Source organism: Bradyrhizobium sp., assembly GCF_016219575.1.
Lineage (GTDB): Bacteria > Pseudomonadota > Alphaproteobacteria > Rhizobiales > Xanthobacteraceae > Bradyrhizobium.
On the sequence record NZ_JACRMG010000026.1, the window covers coordinates 1 to 21,953 of the forward strand.

Sequence of the window (21,953 nt, forward strand, 5' to 3'; positions counted from 1 at the left end):
AACATGCGCCGATGGGCCACAATCGCAGCATAAGCTTCACCCCGAACACAGCCACCTAGCCTTCAGCCCCAATCCGAAAGACGTCCCTCTTCCCTCTCACGGCCAATAAGTCCAATTACGCAACAGGCCCCTTGTGGGAGAAGGTGGCGCGGACGAAGTCCGCGACGGATGAGGGGTCTGCCTCCTCGAGCACAGGCGCCCAACGAGGAAATCAATCTGCGGAGACAGACCCCTCACCCGGCGCGCTCCGCGCGCCACCCTCTCCCCTTGTACAAGGGGAGAGGGTACCTCTCAGGCCATCGCCACCGTCAGGCTGGCGCCATCGGCGCGGACGACGCGGACGCGGCTGCCGGCCGGCGCGTCGGGGCCGGCGACGCGCCAGATGGTGTCGTCGATGCGCACCGTGCCGGACCCGTCGACGATCGGCTTTTCCAGCGTGAATTCGCGGCCCACCAGCGCGTCGGTGCGGCGGTTGAGGAACGGGTTGCTCTCGCTCGCCGCGCCCGACTTCAGCGCGAAGCGCCGCCACAGCGGCACCGCGGCGACCGCGAACACCGAGAACATGATGAGCTGCGCCTGCCAGGACGGATTGACCACGAACGACAGCAATCCGACCAGCAGCGCCGCAAGGCCGAGCCAGAACATGAACACGCCCGGCGCAAGCAACTCCAGCGCCATCAGGATGAAGCCGAAGATCAGCCAGTTCCAGTTGCCGAGGGTGGTGAACATCTGGGCCATGATATGCCTCTATCGAATACTTTCGGTATCACCGCTCGCGCGATTCACCTCTCCCTTTGGGAGAGATCGGCGCGAAGCGACACCCCTCACCCGGATTGCATCTGACGATGCAATCCGACCTCTCCCCGACGGGGAGAGGTGCAGCACATGCGCTCTCACCTTTGTCATCGCAGCGCTCAGCGTTGCGGCGGAGGCGGCGGGGTCGCCCCGGTGCTCGGCACCGAGCCGCCGCGGCGCGCAGCCGCGGTTGCCGATGCCGCGCTCTCGCCGAAGGTGGCCCGCGCGATCTCGCCGATGCCCGCGAGCGAACCGAGCATGCTCATCGCCTCGACCGGCAGCATGATGACCTTCTGGTTCGGCGACTCCGCGAGCTGGCCGAACGCCTTGATGTACTTGTCGGCGATGAAATAGTTCAGCGCGGCGACGTCGCCCTTGGCAATGGCCTCGCTGACCATCTGCGTTGCCCTGGCTTCGGCTTCGGCAAGACGCTCGCGCGCCTCGGCGTCACGGAAGGCAGCTTCGCGCCGGCCTTCTGCCTGCAATATCTGGCCCTGCTTGGCGCCTTCCGCACGAAGGATTTCCGACTGCCGCGCTCCTTCCGCCTGCAGGATGTCGGCGCGCTTGACGCGTTCGGCCTTCATCTGCCGGCCCATCGCCTCGACGAGATCGGCCGGCGGCACGATGTCCTTGATCTCGATGCGGTTGACCTTCAGGCCCCAAGGCGAGACCGCGGCATCGACCACGCGCAACAGGCGCTCGTTGATCTCGTCGCGGTGCGACAGCACCTGGTCGAGATCCATCGCGCCCATCACCGAACGGATGTTGGTCATGGTAAGCACGATGATCGCCTGTTCGAGGTTGGCGACCTCGTAGCTTGCTTTGGCGGCGTCGAACACCTGGAAGAAGGCGACGCCGTCCACCGTCACGGTGGCGTTGTCCTTGGTGATCACTTCCTGCTCGGGGATCGAGATCACCTGCTCCATCATGTTCATCTTGCGCCCGACGCGGTCGAAATAGGGCGTGATCAGGTTGAGGCCCGGCGAGAGCGTGCGGGTGTACTTGCCGAAGCGCTCGATGGTCCAGTCATAGCCCTGCGGCACGGTCTTCACGCCGGCGAAAAGGGTGACGATGACGAGAAGCGCGAGTGCAATAGCGAAAATTTCGAAACCGCTCATAAGTCCTCCAACGCGGGAAGCCCTGGCCCGCACCATTTCCCCGTCAATCGCTGTGCAACGAAAGCCGTTGCTTTTTGTCTGCCGGACAGCCGCGCCGGTTCAGCCGGCCCTTGTTGCTTCCATAGGTATGGAAGGTTTTCGATCTCGCCAGATGGCACCGATCGTGAACCGGCCAAGTAGGCAATCCGCCTGAGGAAAATGGCTGCCTCAACTCGCCGTGTAAATCGTTAATCGCAGCCTGGCCGCCGGCGCAAGCGCCGCTTGATGCAGCTGCATCAAATCCAGCCGCTCAGATCCAGCCGCTCAGATCCAGCCCTGCAGTTCGCGCAGCACGAGCTGGCGGATGACGTCCATGCCGGCGTCGCTGTCGTTCAGGCAGGGGATGGCGGAAAATTGCTTGCCGCCATTGTGGCGGAAGATCTCGGCATTCTCCTGCGCGATCTCCTCCAGCGTCTCCAGGCAATCGGCGGCAAAACCGGGCGTGACCACGGCGAGCCGTTTCACGCCCTTCTTCGCCAGCTCCTCGATGGTCTTGTCGGTGTAGGGCTGCAGCCACTCGTCATTGCCGAACCGCGACTGGAAGGTGAGCAGCAGCTTTGACGCGTCGAGCCCGAGGCGCCTGCGCAGCGCCTCCGTGGTCGCGACGCACTGCTCGCGATAGGGATCGCCGGCATCGACGTATTTCTGCGGCATGCCGTGGAAGGAGGCGAGGATCAGCTCCGGCTGGAAATCCAGCGTCGCAAGATGCGCGTTGATCGAGACCGCGAGCGCCTCGATATAATCAGGGTCGTCGTAATAGGGCGGAGAAACGCGCAGGATCGGCTGCGCCCGCATGTCCGACAGCACGCGAAACACCTCGTCGCAAACGGTCGCCGAGGTCGCCGCGGAATATTGCGGATAGAGCGGCACCACGAGAAGCCGGCTGCAGCCTTGCGCCGCCAGCGCGTCGATGCGCGCGCGGATCGACGGGTTGCCGTAGCGCATCGCCCAGTCGACCGTGACATGGGCGTGGTCGGCGATGTCGGCCGCAAGCTTTTCCGCCTGCGAGCGCGTGATGGTCTTCAGCGGCGATTCATTCTTCTCGAAATTCCAGATCTTCCGGTAGTCGAGCGCCTTCCGCGCCGGGCGGACGCGCAGGATGATGCCGTTGAGGATCGCCTTCCAGACCAGCCCCTGGTCCTCGATCACGCGGGCATCGGACAGGAATTCCTTCAGATAGACGCGCACGCTCTTGGCGTCGCAGGCATCGGGCGTGCCGAGATTGACCAGCAGCACGCCGACGCGCTCCGGCTTGATGGCCGGCGCCGCGTTGGCATTTCCGAGGGGTACGACCACGCTCATGGCTCAGGGATTCGCGCGTTGCGCCAACCTTGTCAAGGCAAGCAGGCCTTCGCTACTGTCGCAGCATTGCCGCGCGTCCGGGGGAACCATGACGATCGCCGAATGGTGCGTTTTCGCAACGTTATTGCTGTACTTGGTGACGATCGCCGGCACCAAATGGGCCGGGGGCCGCATGTTCGACAATGCGAAGCCGCGCGATCCCGATTTCTATCACGACCCGATCCGGGCCCGCGCGCTCGGTGCACACCAGAACGGCATCGAGGCGTTTCCGTTCTTTGCCGTGGCCGTGCTGCTCGCCGAATTCCGCCTCGGGCCGCAGCGGCTGATCGACGAGCTCGCCGTGCTGTTCCTGATCGTGCGGATCGCCTACGTCTTCACCTATCTCGGCAACCGCCCGACGCTGCGCTCGATCCTCTGGAGCCTCGGCTTTGCCATCAACATCGCCATCTTCTTCATGCCTGCGATCCGGCATTGGCTGCCAGCGTGATAGACTCCCTCTCCCCGTTCTTACGGGGAGAGGGTTGGGGTGAGGGGCTTCTCTCCGCGAGCACTATCTATCGATAGACCTGTATCCCCTCACCCGGATCGCATCTCACGATGCGATCCGACCTCTCCCCGCAAGCGGGGCGAGGTGAAGAGGGTCACAGGCACGTCACCCGCTCGGCGGCGAGATAGCCGAGCAGCAGGCCCAGCCCGAACAGCAGCACCAGCCCGGCGGCGCCGAACTCGATGCCGCGCATGATCAGCGCGCCGCCGCCTTCGCGCCCGGCGGACAGGCGACGCGCGATATCCTTGGCGGAGACGGCGACGACCGCGATGGTCGCAACCGTGATGGCGGTGCCGAGCCCCATGACGAAGGTGGCGACGATGCCGGCCCAGAACAGGCCCTGCGCCAGCGAGAACACCAGCACCAGGATCGCGCCCGAGCAGGGCCGCAAGCCCACCGCGACGATGGCGCCCAGCCCGCGCCGCCAGCCGCCGGGACCGGCGAGTTGGTCCGGTGTCGGCCCGTGGGAATGGCCGCAATGCTCGTCATGGACGTGGTCGGGGTCATGGTCGTGATGATGGTGGTCGTGGCCATGGTGATGGCCATGATCGTGGTCATGGTGGTGATGCGCGGCCGCCGGCGCCGGTTCGGCGCGCGGGGCCTGCAGCGCACCTATGAAGGCGCCGCCCTTGGTCCACACCAGGCGGGCGCCGAAGGCGGCGATCAGGCCGTAGCTCGCGATCTCGATCGCCTTCTCCGCGCCGCACATGGTCTGCGCAGTGGCGTTGAGCAGCCAGGCGCAGATACCGACCAGCACGACGGCGACGAGCGCCTGCAGCAGCGCAGAGACGAACGACAGCGCAATGCCGCGCCGGGCGGTTTCCTGGTTGGCGACCAGATAGGACGAGATCACCGCCTTGCCGTGGCCGGGGCCGGCGGCGTGGAAAATCCCGTAGGCAAAGGAAATCGCAAGCAGCGTCCACACCGCCGAGCCGTCGGACTTTGCGGCGCGGATGGTGGCGGACATGTCGCGGTAGAACTCGGACTGCTTGGCCAGAATCCAGCCGACGATGCCGCCGACCTGCGGCTGGGCCGGCGGCCGCGGGCCGCCGAACGGATTCTGCGCCATCACCGCATGGACGAGGCCGTCGAGCGTCACCAGGGCGGCGAGCGCAGCGGCAAAGATCGCGAGATGGCGCGCGAGGCTGGACCGCGCGTTCACGGGCAATTCACTAGGATCTTGTTGGCGTATATCGCGCCGTAATTGGCGTTGTCGCCGCTCGCCACCATCTCCTCGGTGAGCTTCTTCACATCAGCCTCGCCGGGACGCTGCACCTTCAGCTGGCAGGCCGCGGGCGCGCCGACCAGCTTGATCGGGTCCTTCTCCTCGAACTTGAAATCGATGAAGAAGGCGGGATCGAACACGTCGAGCGCGAGCTGCTTCGGCTTCACCGGCGCCTTCAGCGGAAGCGTGAAGTGCAGCGTCAGCGCGGAGTCCTTGTATTCGAGGAAATAGTCGACGGGCTCCTCGAATTTCTGCTTCTTGCCGTCCGCCTTGGCGAAGGTGAAGAAGCCGAATTCCCTGAGGTTCTCGACATTGTCCTTGGCGAGCGGCGCGAGCTGCTCGCGGCTGTAGACGCCCTTGGTCTTGGTCTCGAGGCCCTGCAGCGCATAGGTCGAGAACATGTCGTCGAAGGTCCAGGCGTGGCGCACCCCGGTAATCGTGCCGTCGGCGGCATAGAGCAGCTCGCTCGCGGCCGTGATCCAGACATGCGGATGCGCCTGCGCCGCCGTCGTGCCAAACCCTGTGCCGCCCGCGAGAGCGAACAGCGCCAACAATCGATAGATCATCGTTTTCAAGTCAAGCTGCCTCGGATGTTTCCAGAAGACCGCGCCGGCGCAACAACGCGTCGGGCTCCGGCTCGCGGCCACGGAAGGCAATATATGCTTCCTCCGGGTCGCGCGAGCCGCCGGAGGAATAAATATCGTCATGCAACCGCTTCGCAGTGGCAGGGTCGAAGATGTCGCCGGCCTCCTCGAAGGCGCCGAAAGCGTCCGCATCCATCACTTCCGACCACATGTAGCTGTAATAGCCCGACGCATAGTGGTCGCCGGAGAAGATATGGCCGAACTGGGTCGGCCGGTGCCGCAGCACGATCTCGGCAGGCATGCCGATCTTTTCCAGTTCCGCCTGCTCGAAGCCGCGCACGTCGCGGCTGGCTGATGCCGGCTGGGTGTGGAACTCGAGGTCGATCAGCGCCGAGGAGACGAACTCCACGGTGGCAAAACCCTGGTTGAATTTTCGCGCGGCGAGGAAGCGCTTCAACAGATCCTCCGGCAGCGGCTCGCCGGTCTGGTAGTGCTTCGCGAAACGCTGCAGCACCTCGGGCCGCTCCTGCCAGTGCTCGTAGAGCTGCGAGGGCAGCTCGACGAAATCGGTGAACACCGAGGTGCCCGACAGCGACGGATAGGTGACGTTCGACAGCATGCCGTGCAGGCCGTGGCCGAGCTCGTGGAACAGGGTGCGGGCGTCGTCCGGCGAAAGCAGCGAGGGCGCGCCGTCGGCGCCCTTGGCGAAATTGCAGACATTGATGATGAGCGGCGCGATGGCGCCGTCGAGCTTCTGCTGGTCGCGCAGCGAGGTCATCCACGCGCCGGAGCGTTTCGAGGGACGCGCGAAGTAGTCGCCATAGAACAGCGCCTTGTGGTTTCCGTCGCGGTCCTTCACCTCCCAGACCCGGACATCGGGATGCCAGACCGGGATGTCCTTGCGCTCGGTGAAGGTGATGCCGAACAGGCGCCTGGCGCAATCGAAGGCGGCCTCGATCATGTGGTCGAGCACGAGATAGGGCTTGATCGCGGCGTCGTCGAAATTGGCCCTGGCCTGCCGCAGCTTCTCGGCGTAGTAGCGCCAGTCCCAGGGGGCGAGGGCAAAATTGCCGCCCTCCTCCGCGACCAGCGCCTGCAGCGCGTCGCGGTCGGCCAGTGCCCGCGCCCGGGCCGGCTTCCACACCCGCTCCAGCAGGCTGCGCACCGCATCCGGCGTCTTGGCCATGGAATCCTCGAGCCGGTAGGCGGCGTAGGTCGGGAAGCCGAGGAGGCGGGCAGTCTCCTCGCGCAGCGCCAGGATTTCGACGATGGTCGCATTGTTGTCGTTGGCGTTGCCATTGTCGCCGCGGGCCGCGAAGGCCCTGAAGACCTTTTCGCGCAGGTCGCGGCGGGCGGAGGTCTTCAGGAACGTCTCGACCGCCGAGCGCGCCAGTGTCACGATCGCCTTGCCGGCCATGCCGCGCTCCTCCGCGGCGGCCCGTGCCGAGGCGACGAAGCTGTCCGGCAGGCCCGCCAGATCGCCCTCGCCGAGCTCCATGAACCACTCCTGCTCGTCGGCGAGCAGATGGTGGCTGAAGCCCGTGCCGAGCTGGGCGAGCCTCTCGTTGATCTCGGCCATCCGTGCCTTGGCGGCCTCGTCGAGGCCGGCGCCGGCGCGGTGGAAGCGGGTATAGGTCCGCTCCAGGAGCCGCATCTGCTCGCCGGTCAGGGCGAGCTGCTTGCGGTTCTCGTGCAGCTGGGCGATGCGGCCGAACAGCACCGCGTTCATCATGATCGGATTCCAGTGCCGCGCCATCCGGGGCGAGACCTCCTTGTCGATCTCCAGGATCGCCGGATTGGAGTGGGCCGAGACCAGGTCGTAGAAAACGGCCGAGACCTTGGAGAGCAGCCTGCCCGAGCGCTCCAGCGCCGTGACGGTGTTGGCGAAGTCGGGCACCGCGGGATCGTGGGTGATGGCGGCGACCTCGGCGGAGTGGTCGGCGAAAGCCTGCTCGAAGGCCGGCAGGAAGTGCTCGGGCCTGATCTCGTCGAAGGGCGGCGTCTCGAACGGCGTCTGCCAGGGCCGCAGCAGTGGGTTGTCCTGCGCATTCGAGCGCGCCGTTTTCACGTTGGTCTCCGACATCACAGAATCCCGTTTTTCGCCGCAAATTTACGGGGGAATCTATAGCACGCGATGCGGCATTTTTGCGCCTTTTGCGCTTGTAAGAAGGGGCCTTTTCGGAGAGATTGCGGCCCGCACAGAGGAACAAACGATGAGCACGCAAGCCCCCTCGACCGCCTCCCGCCAGATCGCCTGGCAGAGCGTCATCACGGTCATCAGCGCCGCGATCCTGATCGGCGCCGAGGTGTTCGGCGCGGCGTTTGCCGGCGGCTGGGCGCTGGCGATTCTCGTGCCGCCGGAGGCGCTCTTCCTGCCCTTCACCCAGGAGACGTGGGCCCACATCGTCCAGGCGGTGCTGTTCGGCATCGGCGTCGTCATCATGGTGGCGTTCATCCGCGGAGCCCAGCGCGTCGAGCCGTTCACGCGGCGCGGCTGAGGAACGCTTTCCGAGAAAGCACTGTGCCGCAGGCACAACTTCGCTTCCGCTCCGTCGCCAAATTCTTAACGGCTGTTCATCTTCGGCGCGCGGTGCGCGCGCCGTGCGCGACATCGAAAGCTTGTGTTAGGGAAATTTCCGCACAGCCTAAAAAAATTGTTGCGAAGCAGACTCAAAAGTCTTATTTCCACGCTTGCCCAATTTCGCACGTGCCTGTGGTCGTGTGTCAGTCGGTAGGTATCCGGACAAGAGGCCGGACAGCCGCCAAGGGATGAAGAACCGAGGGTCGTCTCCCGTTCGAGCGGCCAGCATCTCTCTCAAGTGATGCCGTTGAAGGTCTCTCCACCCCTTGCAACCGTGACTGGCAGCCGGAGGCGAACCGGCGCACCCCGCTCTCAACGGGGGACGCGACTTAAAGCAACGACGGATCGGGCTTTTTTGGTCTCTACCGGCAGTCCAACGCCGGCCCGGGCTACTGAAAAGGCTTGTCCTTCATTGCCAGGTGAGCGGGCGGGAAACTCTCCCAACCAATCCACGGCAGCAAAAGTCGGTTTCGAGTTCGAGGCATAGTCGCGTCTCCATCGTGCGACCACGCCACAGCACTCACGACCGAGAACCCTTGCTACCGGCCCTGTCGCTAGGGCCGTTTGGGAGAGTGCAATGACTGAACGCATCCAGGAATTCCTGCGCAACCGCCGCAAGGATGGCCTCGACACCGAGCCGTGCCTCGTCGTCGACCTCGAGGTTGTGCGCGACAACTACCAGACCTTCGCGAAGGCGTTGCCGGACAGCCGCGTGTTCTACGCGGTGAAGGCCAACCCGGCGCCCGAAGTGCTGTCGCTGCTCGCCTCGCTCGGCTCCTGCTTCGATACCGCGACCGTCGCGGAGATCGAAATGGCGCTGGCCGCAGGCGCGACGCCGGACCGCATCTCCTATGGCAACACGATCAAGAAGGAGCGCGACGTCGCGCGCGCCTACGCGCTCGGCATCCGCCTGTTCGCCGTGGACTGCTCCGCAGAGGTCGAGAAGATCGCACGTGCCGCCCCCGGCGCACGCGTGTTCTGCCGCATCCTCTATGACTGCGCCGGCGCCGAATGGCCGCTGTCGCGTAAGTTCGGCTGCGACCCGGAGATGGCGGTCGAGGTGCTCGACCTCGCCAAGCGGCTGGGGCTGGAGCCCTGCGGCATCTCCTTCCATGTCGGCTCGCAGCAGCGCAAGGTGAAGGCGTGGGACCGGGCGCTCGCCATGGCGTCGACCGTGTTCCGTGACTGCGCCGAGCGCGGGATCAACCTGACCATGGTCAACATGGGCGGCGGCTTCCCGACCAGGTACCTCAAGGACGTTCCTCCGGTCGTGCAGTACGGCCGGTCGATCTTCCGTGCGCTGCGCAAGCATTTCGGCAACCAGATCCCGGAGACCATCATCGAGCCGGGACGCGGCATGGTCGGCAATGCTGGCGTCATCGAGACCGAAGTCGTCCTGATCTCCAGGAAGAGCGACGAGGACGAGGTGCGCTGGGTTTACCTCGACATCGGCAAGTTCGGCGGCCTCGCCGAGACGATGGACGAGTCGATCCGCTACGCGATCCGCACCCCGCATGACGGGGCGGAGATGACGCCGTGCGTGCTCGCGGGGCCCACCTGCGACTCGGCCGACGTGCTGTACGAGAAGATGCCGTATCCGCTTCCGGTGACGCTCGAGATCGGCGACAAGCTGCTGATCGAAGGCACCGGGGCCTATACGTCCACCTACTCGTCGGTGGCGTTCAACGGCATCCCGCCGCTGAAGACTTACCACATCTGATCAGCCTCGCTCTGAGGCCCGACTAGTCGGGAGCCGGTCCGCCGGCTCCCTCCCCCTGACATTGCCTGATTTGACAACGCTGCCCTCGGCGCGCCTGCGCCGTTGGCCGCTGGGACTGACGTGCCATGACTGCCTTGCGCAAGACCAAACTCGCCCCCGCCCCGAAAGCCGCTCCGTTCGCGATCCGCGCGGAGCGAGCCTCGGACGTCGTCGCCCGTGAAGCGCTGCTCGATGCCTGCTTTGGCGAGAACCGCCATCTGCGCACCTGCCAGCGCCTGCGCGACGGACGTGCGCCCGCCGAAGGCCTTGCCTTCTCGGCGATCGCCGAGGGCCGCCTGGTCGGGACGCTGCGGTTGTGGCACGTCAGCGCCGGGGGTTGCCCGGCGCTCATGCTCGGCCCGCTCGCGGTTGAGGTTTCCTCCCGCAAGCTCGGGGTCGGGACCGCGCTGATGGACCACGCGCTCGCGGCGGCGAAGGCGCGTGGCCATCGCGCGGTGATCCTGCTGGGCGATGCGCCCTACTACGCCCGCTTCGGCTTCTCTGCCCAAAAAACCGGCGAGCTGTCGCTGCCCGGTCCGTTCGAGCGCGAGCGGTTGCTGTCGCTCGAATTGGCCGAGGGCGCGCTCGACGGCGCCTGGGGCATGATTGCGGCCACGGGAGCGCCTGCACCAAAGGCGAAAGGCTCGCGCGCCGGGAAGGCGCAGCACGCCGTGCTGGCGGCCTGAGGCAGCATCATGTCGCGGAGCCTCCCCGTCCGGCGCAATCCTGCGCGACCGCGCCTTCGCGGTGCCATCACCACCGCGCTGATGATCCTGCTCGCGGCCATGATCGTGCGGGATGTCCTGGTGCGCCGGTGGAGCTCCGCGCCGCTGCCGTCCTCCGACGTGACGCGCCGCCTCCCCTGACTGGCAGGGGTTGCGTCAGCCGCCGAAAACCCCTTAAACCCCGCGCCGAAGCCCCCTTCCGGATCATGCGCTGAAAACAGAGGTCCAGATGCCACGCCGCCTGATTTCCACCGGCTCCCCTTTCGAGAAGGCCGCCGGCTACAGCCGCGCCGTCATCGACGGCGACTTTGCCTTTGTCGCGGGCACCACCGGCTACGACTACGCCACCATGACCATGCCGGCCGATGTCACGAGCCAGTCACGCAACTGCTTCAGGACCATCGAGGCCGCGCTGAAGGAGGCCGGCTTCGCGATGGCCGACATCGTCCGCGCGACCTACTACATCACCGACGCCAGGGATGCGGAGGCCCTGTTCGAAGTCTGCGGCGAAGTCCTGGGCGAGATCCGCCCGGCCGCCACGCTGCTGGTGGTCGCGGGCCTCTACAAGCCCGAAATGAAGATCGAGATCGAAGTCACCGCAAAACGGCGCAGCTGACCCCTTCTGCTGCGCCCACCCAATCCACGGGAGAACATTGATGAGCCCCGCCTCGCAGATCCATGCGAAGATCTCCGGCCCCATTGTCATGATCGGCTTCGGCTCGATCGGCAAGGGCACGCTGCCTCTGATCGAACGCCATTTCGACTATGACGAGAAGCGCTTCGTCATCCTCGACCCGCATGAGAACGGCGAACTCGCCAGGAAGCACGGCGTGCGCTTCATCAAGCAGGGCGTGACCAGGGACAATTATCGCGAATTGCTGATTCCGCTGCTCACCGAGGGCGGCGGCCAGGGCTTCTGCGTCAACCTCTCGGTCGACACCTCCTCGGTCGACATCATGACCATGTGCCGGGAGATCGGCGCGCTCTATATCGACACCGTCGTCGAGCCTTGGGCGGGCTTCTATTTCGACAAGAATATCGGCCCCGAAAAGCGCTCCAACTACGCGCTGCGCGAGACCCTGCTCGCCGCCAAGCACAGGAGCCCCGGCGGCACCACGGCAGTCTCCACCTGCGGCGCCAATCCCGGCATGGTGTCCTGGTTCGTCAAGCGGGCGATGCTCGACATCGCCCGCGACACCAACACGCCGTTCAACGAGCCGAAGAGCCGCGAAGGCTGGGGCCAGCTCGCGCATAAGCTCGGCGTCAAGGGCATCCATATTGCCGAGCGCGACACCCAGCGCGCGAGGAATCCGAAGCCGATGAACGTGTTCGTCAACACCTGGTCGGTGGAAGGCTTCGTGTCCGAGGGCATGCAGCCGGCCGAGCTCGGCTGGGGCACGCATGAGAAATGGATGCCCGACAATGGCCGCCGGCACACCGAAGGCTGCGGGGCCGCGATCTATCTTATGCAGCCCGGCGCCAACACCCGTGTGCGCTCCTGGTGCCCGACGCCGGGGCCGCAATACGGCTTCCTCGTCACCCACAACGAGTCGATCTCGATTGCGGACTATTTCACGGTGCGCGACGGCGACAAGGTGATCTATCGCCCGACCTGCCACTATGCCTATCACCCCGCCAACGACGCGGTGTTGTCGCTGCACGAGATTTTCGGCGCCACCGGCAAGATGCAGCCGAGCTGGCACATTCTCGACGAGCACGAGATCGTCGACGGCATCGACGAGCTCGGCGTCCTCCTCTATGGCCACGGCAAGAACGCCTACTGGTACGGCTCGCAGCTCTCGATCGAGGAAACGCGCATGGTCTGCCCCTACCAGAACGCCACCGGCATGCAGGTGTCCTCCGCCGTGCTCGCCGGCATGGTGTGGGCGCTGGAAAATCCGCAGGCCGGCATCGTCGAAGCCGACGAGATGGATTTCCGCCGCTGCCTGGAGATCCAGATGCCCTATCTCGGCCCGGTGAAGGGATTCTACACCGACTGGACGCCGCTCAACGATCGGCCCGGGCTGTTCCCGGAAGACATCGACACGTCGGATCCCTGGCAGTTCCGCAATATCCTGGTGCGGTGAAGCCAACGCCATTCGCTGAACTGAGCCCGCCCAGAGCGCGGCCTATCTTTCCCTGATCGGCGGCGCGATCTTCTCGGCCGGCGCCGGTGGCAGCGCGGGCTGCGCGCCGGCCTTCTGTGCGTCGGGATCGGGTCGTGCGGGTTCGGGCGCCGGGGTGGTTGGGCGCGTGCCGCCGGACTTTGACTCGGTTGGCTCGTCCTTTTTCTCAACCTCGGGCGGCGAAGATGGCGGTGATTGCGTTGCCTGCGCCAGCTGCTGATGCTGGCTCACCCTAATCTCGCCAATGGCGAGGGCCGAGATCGTCATTCCCGCCGCGATCAACGCGACGGCAACCAGCCATTCGCCCTTGGTGGCGCGTTTCCACTCGTCATCGGCAGGCATGTCGATCACCGCACATCGTTCGCAGAGATCAACGGTCGGCCGGGAACATGGTTCCGGGGAACCAGACAGCCCGATGCGCCCGAGCTGGAGGCGACGTTACCCGGATTTGCTTCGCTCCACCCGGATAACGCCTTGTTGGCTCGCGTCGTACCGTAATCCGCTCTCACCACGAATATTGCAGGCCGACCCGGCCGAGCACGCGTATCTCGCTCCAGGACTGCGCCGGCACCGAGGTGCCGAATTCGGTCTGCGTTCGATTGGACAGGGAAAGCAGCCGTCCCTGGTCGAGGCCGACGGCCACGCCCGCCGACAGCGCCAGATTGCCCTGCAGCCGCACCAATCCCGCGACCCCCACCGCATGCTGCCCGTCAAAGACGGCCCAGTGGGTCGAGATCGCGTAGTTGGTGCCGTTGGGCAGCCATGGATTGACCAGCGCCGTCGCCATGGCCGCGCCGGTGGCGGCGCGGGTCAGTTCGCGTGCGAGGGCGAACTGGTCCGCCACGATCTGGTTCGCGTTCATGCAGGTGTCGGTGCCGGGAATGTAGAAGAAGCCGGCTCCGTACAACGAACAGACCTTGACGTATTCCACCGCGGCGTGCCCGGGCGCCGAGGTCAGGAGTGTGAGCGCAGCGGCTGCGAGCACTGCCCGCAATCTGCGCCGCAGGACTTGCGGTCCTGATGTCATGAATTTCCTCATGTGTGATCTCCCGGACGCAGCGCTCAGTAGCGCGCGGTCAGGTAATCGCCCGTGAAGCGCCAGTTGAGGCCGAGCTTCACGAGATGCAGTTCATGATCGATATTGCAGGGCATGCGGAAGCATCCGGCCGACGTCGCGGTGGCGCCGAAATACATGAAGTCGTATTCGGCCCGAACCGAAAGATTGCTCATCACCAGGAATTCCAGACCGGCCCCGGCGGTCAATCCGGTCCGCTGGTGGTCGACGATCGTCGGGAACGGCGTGTTGATCCCGCTCCTGTAGTCGATGTTGGCCCAGGCAACGCCGCTCTTGGCGTAACCCAGCAGATTGCCGTAGGCATAACCGACGCGGCCGGTGGCTGTTGCGAGCGCCTTGTACTCCGCCGAGAGGCCAGACGAGAAGAAGGCCACGAACGCCGCCGGATCGGTCAGGCTGCCCTTGATCGATGACCAGGAGGCGTCGATCTCGCCGCCGACCACCAGATTGCCGAACTGCCAGTCGGCGCCGACCTGAACGCCTGCGAGCGAGCCGCGGGATTCGACGAAGACCGGATTCGGTCCGAATGCGACCAGGCCCGGATCTTCGAGACGGCTGCGTCCCTGCCCCCAGCCGCCGTGGGCGCCGATGTAGAAGGCGGTCCAGAGCGGCGCCGCAACCGGCAGCGGGGCTGCCTTGACCGGCAGATCGGCTGACCTCGCCGAGGTCGTGGTGAGAAGTGCGATGGCGGCGGCGGCGCGAACCAACTGGCGCATCATGTGTGAAACTGAGAGTGTCATGGAACGATCTTTCGAAAATGAGGGAATGGTTGACTGAGCGCCTGCTGCATCACCACGCGTACATGAAGCCCGCGCGGCCGAGGCTGCGTACGTCGCTCCAGGATTGCGCCGGCACCGCCACGCCGAATTCCGTTGCCGTCCGGTTGGTCAGGGTGCTCAGGCGCCCCTGGTCGAGGCCCACGGCAAATCCCGCCGAGAAAACCAGATTGCCGGAGATGCGGACGAGACCCGACGAGCCGAACGCGTGCCGGCCGTCGAAGCCGGCCCAGTGGTTCGAGATGGCGTAGTTCGTGCCGGTCGGCAGCCACGGCGCAACCAGAGAGGCCGACATCGCCGTCCCGGTGGCGCTACGGGTGCGCGCCCGCGCAATGTCGTACTCGTTCTGCAGGATCTGGTTCGCGTTGACGCACGTGTCGGTGCCGGGGATGTAGAAGAAGCCGGCGCCGTACAGCGAGCAGATCTTGACGTATTCGACCGGTGCGGCGTTGCCTGGCGTTGCGGACATCGCGGCAAGGCCCGCAACAGCTGCGGCAAGGATCGAAACGCGGCGGGGTGAGATGTGGCGCTTGATGGAAATCGACATGTTGGTTCTCTCGATCATGTTGTTTGAGGATGGCTTGTTGTGCCGGGAAATCAGCGGAAGCTGTCCGGGCCCAGCCGCACGTTGACGCCGAACTTCACCACGTGGATGCGGTGCTCGAGGCTGGAGATCGTGTTCGGGCTCGCGTAGCGGAGATGATCGACCGGGAGCCAGATGTAGTTGTATTCGGCCTTGGCGGAGACGTTGCGCAGGAAGGCCACTTCGAAGCCGGCTCCGCCGACGGCGCCGGTCAGGCTGCTCTGATAGGTGACGGGAAGCGGAGCGATCCGGGTTGTGACTTCCACGTCGGCCCAGGCTGCGCCGCCCTTTGCGTAGGCGAGCCATTGACCCATCGTGTAGCCGACCCTTCCCGCTCCGGTCGCCAGCGACTTGTAGCCGAAGCCATTGTTGGTGCTGGGGGTGATGACCCCGTTGGTGCTGCTATTGCCGCGCACGAAGGCCCAGGAGCCGTCGACTTCGGCACCCAGCACGAAGTTGCCCTGCTGCCAGTTGAAGCCGGCCTGGCCGCCTGCAAGCGGCCCGTCATATTTCACGACGGTCGGGTTGAAGACCGGTTGGAAGATGGGATCCTGGATCTCCGTCGTGCCCCACCCCCAGCCGCCGTGAACGCCGACATAGAAGCCGGTCCAGGAGCGGGCTGGAAGCGGCGGTTCGCCGGCAAGAGCCGGCGGCGAAAGTGCCGTGCTCGCCGCCGCAATTGCGGCGGCGAACGCAAGACAACCAAGTCCGGATGTTCTGGTGGATACATTCATGGCAAGGCCCATTCCTTTGCTTGAAGCCGGGAGAAGTCGTGCGAAATCGGTCGCCGGAAGCGCGCGCAACTGCGCCCTTCGCGAATCCGAGCGAATGGATGACCGGTTCGGGGGAACCGGAGTGAATTGGCGGATGTGTCTATGGAGGAGAAGGCCACCGGACACAGCCGGCGGCAGCGATGGTTATTCTCATTGCCTGACCCCAGTTTTTTGGTTGTGGCCGATCCTAGGCAAGGCACGGAAATGATGCCTATTACGGGGAAGCAACAGTGCGCAGATTCCCGGCAATCTGAAGCAAATTTCAGAAATTTCAGAATCGGGGGCGCAATTCAGGCCCCCGAACAGCGGCTGTTGCGGTCGATATCCGCTAGTCGGTGGTGCTGACCTCCCACGTCGCGTGACGCACTCCGCTCTGCTTCTGCAGGTCGAGCGCGACGGCGTTGAGCTCGTTGGGATCGACGGCAGTGGGAACCAAGGTGGCGACGATCTCGAGCTGGCCGTCGCCGATCTCGACCACTTCGACGTCGCCGACCGGATAGTGAGCCGCCTCGAGCTGCTCGACCAGGCGGTCGCGCATCGTGGGGAGTGCATGCGGCGTCACCGCCAGCTTGAAATAGTAGGTGGCCTCGGACGTCTTCTCGTCCAGCGGGATGCGGTTGATGGCATTGACCAGCGGCCGCAGCAGCGTGTTGCCGGCAAGCACGAAGATCGTCAGCGCCACCGCCTGCGCGATCATGTCGGCGCCGGCGCAGGAGCCGACCGCGGCGGAAGCCCACAGCGTCGCCGCGGTGTTGAGCCCGCGCACGTCCATGCCCTGCTTCATGATGACGCCGGCGCCGAGAAAGCCGATGCCGGACACGACATAGGCGATCACCCGCACGCCGCCGTCGGCGCCGGCAAGATGCATGGCGAGATCGACGAAGGCCGCCGCACCGACCGCGACCAGCACGTTGGTGCGCAGGCCCGCGGTGCGCTGGCGGTATTGCCGCTCGGCGCCGATCAGCGTGCCCAGCACGAAGGCCACGGCCAGGCTGACCAGCGTGTCGAGGAAATCGGCGGTCTGGAAGGTCGTGAGAAACTTCATCGCCTCACCCCCGGGATACGCGACGCGACCTATTATAGTTCGAGAAGCCCGCCGTCACCCTCTTCGTCGGCGAAGGCAAGCAGCGTTCCCCTGGCGTTCCAGGCCAAGGCGGCGACGGCAGCGCCCTTGTTGCGACGCACGAGGATTTCCGCGCCGTCATCGAGGCGGATCATCAGCACGGTGCCGTCGCTGTAGCCGGCGGCCATGATGTCCTGCTTCGGATGGCAGGCGACCGCGGTGACGCGCGCCTGCAAAGGCGCCAGCATCGCCGGCTCCTTGCCCATCGGGCCGTCCTTGCTGGTGAAGGGCCAGATGATGACGGTGTCGGCGCCCGAGGTCGCGAGCCCCTTGCCGCCCGCGCTCCACGACATCGAGCGGACGCGACCGGGATAGCCGCTCATGCGCATGTGCCTGTTGTCGGCGAGCCGCCAGCCATGCAGCGCCGGCTCGTGCATCGCGGTGACCAAAAACTTGTTGTCGGGGCTGAAGACGACGCCGAGATGCGAGCCGGCCCATTCCAGGAATTCGGGCTTGGCCGCCATATTGGGAAACCACAGCGTCACGCCGTTGTAGTGCGCGATCGCGACCCGCAGGCCCTTCGGTGCAAAGGCGAGCCCGCCGACGGTCGAAGGTGCGTCGAAGGATTTTTCCTCCGCCTTGCCGCTGCGCACATACGCCGTCTTGCCGGCCGACCAGGCAAAGGCGCCATCCGGATGCAGCGCGACGCAGTCGATCCAGCGCCGCTTGGCATCGGTGGCCAGTACCGAGGTCTCGCCCTTGGCATTCAACGCAACGACCTTGCCGTCGTCGCCGCCGGTGACCATGCGCGCGCCATCCGATGCCGCGCAGAGGATGGCGCCGAAATGAACCTCGACGGGCGAGATTTCGCCTGCGGCGTTTGCGACCGCGATCTTCTCCTCGGTACCGACGAAGCAGGCGCTGTCGCCTAGAAAATGCACCGACGACACGGCCATGCCGAGCGGCAGCGGCCGCACCTTGTCGGTCACCGAAACGATGGAGGCGGATTCGCCTGCGTCGAACTCTTTCATCACGTGACGATGCAGCTCTCAAAGCCGTCGCGGATCATCTGCTCCGGCAATTCGCGGCCGATGAAGACGACCCGGCTCTCGCGCCGCTCGCCGTCCTTCCATTTCCGCTGGTGATCGCCTTCCAGCATCATGTGGACGCCCTGGAAGACATAGCGGTCGTCATCGTCGCTGAAGGCCAGGATGCCCTTCGATCGCAGGATCTTCTGGCCCTCGCTGGCGACGAGCTGCTGCAGCCACGGCATGAACTTCGTCGGGTCGAGCGGCTTGTCCGTGCGCAGCGACAGCGATTGCATTTCCTCGTCGTGATAATGCTTCAACCCGCCATGGCTGTGGCCGTGATCGTGGTGGTGATGGTCATGGCCGTGATGGTGGTGATCGTGGTCATGGTCATGATCGTCGGCCTCGAGGAACGCCGGCTCGATTTCGAGAATGCGGTCCAGGTCGAACGCGCCGCGCTCCAGCACGTCCGCCAGCGCCACCTGGCAGCGCTCGGTGCGGTGCAGCTTGGCATAGGGGTTGATGCCGCGGATGCGGGCCTCGACTTCGGCGAGCTCGGGCCGGGAAACGAGATCGGTCTTGTTGAGCACGATGACGTCGGCGAAGGCGATCTGGTTCTTGGCTTCCGGCGCGTCCTTCAGGCGGTCGCTCAGCCATTTGGCGTCCGCCACGGTGACGACGGCGTCGAGCCGCGCATTCCTCTGCACGTCCTCGTCGACGAAGAAGGTCTGCGCCACCGGGGCGGGATCGGCAAGGCCCGTGGTCTCGACGATGATGGCGTCGAACTTGCCCTTGCGCTTCATCAGGCCTTCCATGATGCGGACGAGGTCGCCGCGCACGGTGCAGCAGACGCAGCCGTTGTTCATCTCGAACACTTCCTCGTCGGCGCCGATGATGAGGTCGTTGTCGATGCCGATCTCGCCGAATTCGTTGACGATGACGGCGTATTTCTTGCCGTGATTCTCCGACAGGATGCGGTTCAGCAGCGTGGTCTTGCCGGCGCCGAGATAGCCCGTCAGCACGGTCACGGGAATTTTGGGGGAAGGTGCAGCCTCTGCCATAACAGCTCCGGAAAGCGGGATTTGGGGCGCTCAGGCCTTGCGGGGTGGCCCCCGCACTAGTTGCCGAGCGCGCGCGTCAGGACCTTTATATTGTGCCTGACCATGTCAATGTAAGTGGGGGCATCGCCCTTTTCGCCCGTCAAACCGTCGGAATAGAGCGTTCCGCCGACCCTGGCCCCGGTCTCGGCGGCGATCCGCTGCATCAGGCGGGGATCGGTGACATTTTCCAGAAATACCGCCGGAATTTTCGCCTGTTTGACCTGGGTGATGATTTTCGCGATGTCCCGCGCGCTGGGCTCGGATTCCGTGGAAACCCCGAGCGGGGCGACGAATTCGATGCCGTAGGCGGATGCGAAATAGCCGAAGGCATTGTGGGTCGAGATCACCTTGCGCCCCGCCGGCGGGAGCTTTTCGACCGCCTCGCGGACCTCGCGGTCGAGCGCATCGAGCCTGGCAAGATAGGCCTGCGTATTCTTCACGATTTGACCGGCGGCAGCAGGATCGGCAGCCGCGAGCGCGGCGCTGATATTGGCGACGTAGATCTTCGCATTGGTGACCGATTGCCAGGCATGCGGATCGGCAGCCGAACCCAGCCGCAGCGGCGAGATGCCGCCGCTCGCAGTGACGATCTTCGCCTTGCTGCCGGAGGATTGCACCAGCCGCGGCAGCCAGCCCTCGAAACCGAGACCGTTGACGACGATCAATTTGGCATCGGCGATCTTCCTGGCGTCCGCCGGCGTCGGCGAATAGACATGCGCGTCGCTGTCGGGGCCGACAAGGGTGGTGACATCGACATTGTCGCCGCCGACATTGCGTACGAGATCGCCGAGGATCGAGAAGGTCGCGACGACCTTGAGCGGCTCGGCTCGGGCGGGTAGCGCGCCTGCGAGCAGCGCGATGCAAATCAGGAACCGGGCAAAACGGCGCATGGTCAGGCTTCGAGATGGCGGCCGGGGAAGGCCTGCCGCACCAGGCCGCCGCAACTGCCGAACAGGAGCGAGACGATATAGAACACCGCGGCGACCAGGATGATCGCCGGACCCGAGGGAATCCCGATCTGGAACGACAGCACCAGTCCCGCATAGCCCGACACGATCGCGCTCGCCACCGCAATGCAGATCATGCCTGTGATATCGCGCGACCAGAAGCGGGCGATGCCGGCGGGCAGGATCATCAAGCCGACGCCGAGCAGCGTACCGAGTGCATGAAAGCCGTTGACGAGGTTGACCACGACGAGCGCGAGGAAAGCGAGATGCGCAGGCGCACCGGCGCGGCTGACGGTGCGCAGGAAAACGGGATCGACGCATTCGATCACCAGCGGCCGGTAGATCACCGCGAGCACCAGGAGCGTGATGGTGGCGTTGAAGGCAATGACGAACAGGGTCTGGTTGTCCATCGCCAGAATATTGCCGAACAGCACGTGCAGCAGATCGATATTGGTGCCCTTGACCGAGACGATGGTGACGCCGAGCGCCAGCGACACGAGGTAGAAGGTCGCCAGCGATGCGTCCTCCTTCAGCTCCGTGTTGCGCGCGACGAGGCCGGCAAGGATGGCGATCGCAAAGCCCGCGATCAGGCCGCCGGCCGTCATCGCGAACAGACTGAGGCCCGAAACGAGAAAGCCGACGGCAGCGCCGGGCAGGATGGCGTGCGCCATGGCGTCGCCGACGAGGCTCATCCGCCGCAGCATCAGGAACACGCCGATCGGCGCCGCGCCGAGCGACAGCGCGATCACGGCAGCGAGCGCGCGGCGCATGAACTCGAATTCGATGAAGGGCGTGATCAGCGCGTCGGTCATGTCAGGCAGCTTGCGAGGGCCTTGCGTCCACGGCGCAGGCCGCAGCGCCGTCGTCGAAGGCCTCGCACATGCGGCGGGCCTCGGCGAGATTGTCGGATGTCAGCACCTGCGCGGTCGGCCCCCAGGCAACAAGCCCGCGCGCCAGCAGCAGCGTTTCCGGAAAATTCCGGTGCACGAGGTCCATGTCGTGCAGCGCCGCCAGCACCGTGCGGCCCTCCTCGTGCCAGCGCTTCACCAGCACCAGCAGGTCGGCCGAGGTCTTGGCATCGATCGCGTTGAAGGCCTCGTCGAGCACGATCAGCCGCGCATCCTGCAGCAGCACGCGCGCGAAAAGCATGCGCTGCATCTGCCCGCCGGAAAGCGTGCCGATGTTGCGGTTCTCGAAGCCGTTGAGGCCGACGGCCGCGAGCGCCTGCGCGATCCGCTCGCGCTCGCGGCTGCCCATGCCGCCGAAGAAGCCGGTCGCCCGCCACAGCCCGGTGCCGACGAAATCGAACACCGAGATCGGAAAGCTGCGGTCGATGTCGACGCTCTGCGGCAGATAGGCGATGTCCCTGATATCGAGCCCGCCGAGATCGATCGTGCCCGACAGCGGCTTCAGAATGCCGGCGAGCCCGCGAAACAGCGTCGACTTGCCGGCGCCGTTGGGGCCGACCACGGCCAGCAGCGCGCCGGAGGCGACTTCGCCCGAGAGATGGTGCACGGCAGGATGCCGGTCATAGCCGAGCGTGACGTCGCGAAGGGTGATCCGGGCTGTCATCCTCACCTCATCGCCAGCCAGACGATGCCCCACAGCCCGGCGCTGACCGCAACCGCGGCGGCAAGGCGCGCGGCCACCGTCATGCGCAGGATCGACCACGGCGCGGCCTGCGCCGGATGCGGCGTCGCCGGATCGTGGCTGTGCTGATGGGCGTGACCATGGTGGTGGTCGTGGCCGTGGGAGTGTGCCATCAGAAAATGTTATATTATAACATTACTTAAGTCCACCTAACGGC

Annotated in this window: 23 protein-coding genes and 1 pseudogene; 6 read left to right on the top strand and 18 right to left on the bottom strand. The window is 65.4% G+C overall.

The features are described from left to right. Positions 1-291: 291 nt before the first annotated feature. The 3 genes from HZB49_RS20330 to hemH form a co-directional block, all read right to left on the bottom strand. Positions 292-738 carry an NfeD family protein gene (locus HZB49_RS20330; RefSeq protein WP_291614643.1) on the bottom strand — a complete coding sequence of 149 codons (447 nt, stop codon included), beginning with the start codon at positions 736-738 and terminating at the stop codon, positions 292-294. A gap of 176 nt (positions 739-914) precedes the next feature. Further along, positions 915-1,913, bottom strand: a complete 999-nt coding sequence (locus HZB49_RS20335) for an SPFH domain-containing protein (protein ID WP_291614645.1) — start codon at positions 1,911-1,913, stop codon at positions 915-917. A gap of 303 nt (positions 1,914-2,216) precedes the next feature. Continuing rightward, the gene (gene hemH, locus HZB49_RS20340) at positions 2,217-3,254 is read right to left on the bottom strand and encodes a ferrochelatase (protein WP_291614647.1); all 1,038 of its coding nucleotides are present in this window, start codon (positions 3,252-3,254) and stop codon (positions 2,217-2,219) included. Positions 3,255-3,342: 88 nt separating this feature from the next. On the opposite strand from hemH, the gene HZB49_RS20345 reads away from it, so the two are divergent. Further along, positions 3,343-3,741, top strand: a complete 399-nt coding sequence (locus HZB49_RS20345) for an MAPEG family protein (RefSeq protein ID WP_291614649.1) — start codon at positions 3,343-3,345, stop codon at positions 3,739-3,741. Positions 3,742-3,895: 154 nt separating this feature from the next. Here the strand turns inward: HZB49_RS20345 and HZB49_RS20350 are convergent, their stop codons facing one another. The 3 genes from HZB49_RS20350 to HZB49_RS20360 form a co-directional block, all read right to left on the bottom strand. Beyond that, entirely contained in the window at positions 3,896-4,870 is a 975-nt protein-coding gene (locus tag HZB49_RS20350) for a nickel/cobalt transporter (protein WP_291614726.1), read from the bottom strand. A gap of 89 nt (positions 4,871-4,959) precedes the next feature. Then, on the bottom strand, positions 4,960-5,592 hold the full coding sequence (locus HZB49_RS20355; RefSeq protein ID WP_291614728.1) for a DUF1007 family protein: 633 nt from the start codon (positions 5,590-5,592) through the stop codon (positions 4,960-4,962). A gap of 10 nt (positions 5,593-5,602) precedes the next feature. Then, complete coding sequence (locus HZB49_RS20360; RefSeq protein WP_291614652.1) at positions 5,603-7,693, bottom strand: M3 family metallopeptidase; 2,091 nt, start codon at positions 7,691-7,693, stop codon at positions 5,603-5,605. Between the two features lie 130 nt (positions 7,694-7,823). Between HZB49_RS20360 and HZB49_RS20365 the strand changes: the two genes are divergently transcribed. The 5 genes from HZB49_RS20365 (at position 7,824) to HZB49_RS20385 (ending at position 12,762) form a co-directional block, all read left to right on the top strand. After that, positions 7,824-8,108: a hypothetical protein gene (locus HZB49_RS20365; protein WP_291614654.1), complete on the top strand. Its 285-nt coding sequence runs from the start codon at positions 7,824-7,826 to the stop codon at positions 8,106-8,108. 660 nt (positions 8,109-8,768) lie between these two features. Continuing rightward, positions 8,769-9,911 (top strand): type III PLP-dependent enzyme, encoded by a 1,143-nt coding sequence (locus HZB49_RS20370; protein ID WP_291614656.1) that lies wholly within the window; start codon positions 8,769-8,771, stop codon positions 9,909-9,911. Positions 9,912-10,036: 125 nt separating this feature from the next. Continuing rightward, on the top strand, positions 10,037-10,636 hold the full coding sequence (locus tag HZB49_RS20375) for an N-acetyltransferase (protein WP_291614658.1): 600 nt from the start codon (positions 10,037-10,039) through the stop codon (positions 10,634-10,636). Between the two features lie 268 nt (positions 10,637-10,904). Continuing rightward, a complete protein-coding gene (locus HZB49_RS20380) occupies positions 10,905-11,291 on the top strand; it encodes a RidA family protein (RefSeq protein ID WP_291614660.1) in 387 nt (128 codons plus the stop codon). A 40-nt stretch (positions 11,292-11,331) separates the two neighbouring features. Continuing rightward, the gene (locus tag HZB49_RS20385; RefSeq protein WP_291614662.1) at positions 11,332-12,762 is read left to right on the top strand and encodes a homospermidine synthase; all 1,431 of its coding nucleotides are present in this window, start codon (positions 11,332-11,334) and stop codon (positions 12,760-12,762) included. Positions 12,763-12,804: 42 nt separating this feature from the next. On the opposite strand, the gene HZB49_RS20390 is transcribed toward HZB49_RS20385, so the two are convergent. The 12 genes and pseudogenes from HZB49_RS20390 to HZB49_RS20445 form a co-directional block, all read right to left on the bottom strand. Next, entirely contained in the window at positions 12,805-13,143 is a 339-nt protein-coding gene (locus HZB49_RS20390) for a hypothetical protein (RefSeq protein ID WP_291614664.1), read from the bottom strand. 163 nt (positions 13,144-13,306) lie between these two features. Next, a pseudogene (locus HZB49_RS20395) lies at positions 13,307-13,735 on the bottom strand (porin); the annotation flags it as partial. A gap of 128 nt (positions 13,736-13,863) precedes the next feature. Continuing rightward, complete coding sequence (locus HZB49_RS20400; protein ID WP_291614666.1) at positions 13,864-14,616, bottom strand: outer membrane beta-barrel protein; 753 nt, start codon at positions 14,614-14,616, stop codon at positions 13,864-13,866. Positions 14,617-14,665: 49 nt separating this feature from the next. After that, positions 14,666-15,199: a porin gene (locus HZB49_RS20405; RefSeq protein ID WP_291614668.1), complete on the bottom strand. Its 534-nt coding sequence runs from the start codon at positions 15,197-15,199 to the stop codon at positions 14,666-14,668. Positions 15,200-15,249: 50 nt separating this feature from the next. Beyond that, positions 15,250-15,969 carry an outer membrane beta-barrel protein gene (locus tag HZB49_RS20410; protein WP_291614670.1) on the bottom strand — a complete coding sequence of 240 codons (720 nt, stop codon included), beginning with the start codon at positions 15,967-15,969 and terminating at the stop codon, positions 15,250-15,252. A gap of 367 nt (positions 15,970-16,336) precedes the next feature. Then, entirely contained in the window at positions 16,337-17,053 is a 717-nt protein-coding gene (locus HZB49_RS20415; protein WP_291614672.1) for an MgtC/SapB family protein, read from the bottom strand. A 32-nt stretch (positions 17,054-17,085) separates the two neighbouring features. Continuing rightward, positions 17,086-18,102, bottom strand: coding sequence for a WD40 repeat domain-containing protein (locus tag HZB49_RS20420; protein WP_291614674.1), 1,017 nt, complete (start codon positions 18,100-18,102; stop codon positions 17,086-17,088). Next, positions 18,102-19,160: a GTP-binding protein gene (locus tag HZB49_RS20425; RefSeq protein ID WP_291614676.1), complete on the bottom strand. Its 1,059-nt coding sequence runs from the start codon at positions 19,158-19,160 to the stop codon at positions 18,102-18,104. Before HZB49_RS20425 ends, HZB49_RS20420 begins: the two co-directional genes overlap by 1 nt. Positions 19,161-19,216: 56 nt before the next feature. Continuing rightward, positions 19,217-20,089 (bottom strand): metal ABC transporter substrate-binding protein, encoded by an 873-nt coding sequence (locus tag HZB49_RS20430; protein WP_291614678.1) that lies wholly within the window; start codon positions 20,087-20,089, stop codon positions 19,217-19,219. A gap of 2 nt (positions 20,090-20,091) precedes the next feature. Then, a complete protein-coding gene (locus HZB49_RS20435) occupies positions 20,092-20,958 on the bottom strand; it encodes a metal ABC transporter permease (RefSeq protein ID WP_291614681.1) in 867 nt (288 codons plus the stop codon). Position 20,959: 1 nt separating this feature from the next. After that, positions 20,960-21,718 carry an ABC transporter ATP-binding protein gene (locus HZB49_RS20440; protein ID WP_291614683.1) on the bottom strand — a complete coding sequence of 253 codons (759 nt, stop codon included), beginning with the start codon at positions 21,716-21,718 and terminating at the stop codon, positions 20,960-20,962. Positions 21,719-21,720: 2 nt separating this feature from the next. Continuing rightward, on the bottom strand, positions 21,721-21,909 hold the full coding sequence (locus tag HZB49_RS20445) for a hypothetical protein (protein WP_291614685.1): 189 nt from the start codon (positions 21,907-21,909) through the stop codon (positions 21,721-21,723). Positions 21,910-21,953 lie beyond the last annotated feature (44 nt).

Coding starts and splice junctions, on each gene's coding strand:
- HZB49_RS20365 (WP_291614654.1), top strand. CDS start 7,824: ATGAGCACGCAAGCCCCCTCGACCGCCTCCCGCCAGATCGCCTGGCAG.
- HZB49_RS20330 (WP_291614643.1), bottom strand. CDS start 738: ATGGCCCAGATGTTCACCACCCTCGGCAACTGGAACTGGCTGATCTTC.
- HZB49_RS20345 (WP_291614649.1), top strand. CDS start 3,343: ATGACGATCGCCGAATGGTGCGTTTTCGCAACGTTATTGCTGTACTTG.
- HZB49_RS20380 (WP_291614660.1), top strand. CDS start 10,905: ATGCCACGCCGCCTGATTTCCACCGGCTCCCCTTTCGAGAAGGCCGCC.
- hemH (WP_291614647.1), bottom strand. CDS start 3,254: ATGAGCGTGGTCGTACCCCTCGGAAATGCCAACGCGGCGCCGGCCATC.
- HZB49_RS20445 (WP_291614685.1), bottom strand. CDS start 21,909: ATGGCACACTCCCACGGCCACGACCACCACCATGGTCACGCCCATCAG.
- HZB49_RS20350 (WP_291614726.1), bottom strand. CDS start 4,870: ATGGCGCAGAATCCGTTCGGCGGCCCGCGGCCGCCGGCCCAGCCGCAG.
- HZB49_RS20425 (WP_291614676.1), bottom strand. CDS start 19,160: ATGGCAGAGGCTGCACCTTCCCCCAAAATTCCCGTGACCGTGCTGACG.
- HZB49_RS20375 (WP_291614658.1), top strand. CDS start 10,037: ATGACTGCCTTGCGCAAGACCAAACTCGCCCCCGCCCCGAAAGCCGCT.
- HZB49_RS20420 (WP_291614674.1), bottom strand. CDS start 18,102: ATGAAAGAGTTCGACGCAGGCGAATCCGCCTCCATCGTTTCGGTGACC.
- HZB49_RS20410 (WP_291614670.1), bottom strand. CDS start 15,969: ATGAATGTATCCACCAGAACATCCGGACTTGGTTGTCTTGCGTTCGCC.
- HZB49_RS20390 (WP_291614664.1), bottom strand. CDS start 13,143: ATGCCTGCCGATGACGAGTGGAAACGCGCCACCAAGGGCGAATGGCTG.
- HZB49_RS20435 (WP_291614681.1), bottom strand. CDS start 20,958: ATGACCGACGCGCTGATCACGCCCTTCATCGAATTCGAGTTCATGCGC.
- HZB49_RS20415 (WP_291614672.1), bottom strand. CDS start 17,053: ATGAAGTTTCTCACGACCTTCCAGACCGCCGATTTCCTCGACACGCTG.
- HZB49_RS20385 (WP_291614662.1), top strand. CDS start 11,332: ATGAGCCCCGCCTCGCAGATCCATGCGAAGATCTCCGGCCCCATTGTC.
- HZB49_RS20370 (WP_291614656.1), top strand. CDS start 8,769: ATGACTGAACGCATCCAGGAATTCCTGCGCAACCGCCGCAAGGATGGC.
- HZB49_RS20400 (WP_291614666.1), bottom strand. CDS start 14,616: ATGACACTCTCAGTTTCACACATGATGCGCCAGTTGGTTCGCGCCGCC.
- HZB49_RS20430 (WP_291614678.1), bottom strand. CDS start 20,089: ATGCGCCGTTTTGCCCGGTTCCTGATTTGCATCGCGCTGCTCGCAGGC.
- HZB49_RS20440 (WP_291614683.1), bottom strand. CDS start 21,718: ATGACAGCCCGGATCACCCTTCGCGACGTCACGCTCGGCTATGACCGG.
- HZB49_RS20405 (WP_291614668.1), bottom strand. CDS start 15,199: ATGTCGATTTCCATCAAGCGCCACATCTCACCCCGCCGCGTTTCGATC.
- HZB49_RS20360 (WP_291614652.1), bottom strand. CDS start 7,693: ATGTCGGAGACCAACGTGAAAACGGCGCGCTCGAATGCGCAGGACAAC.
- HZB49_RS20335 (WP_291614645.1), bottom strand. CDS start 1,913: ATGAGCGGTTTCGAAATTTTCGCTATTGCACTCGCGCTTCTCGTCATC.
- HZB49_RS20355 (WP_291614728.1), bottom strand. CDS start 5,592: ATGATCTATCGATTGTTGGCGCTGTTCGCTCTCGCGGGCGGCACAGGG.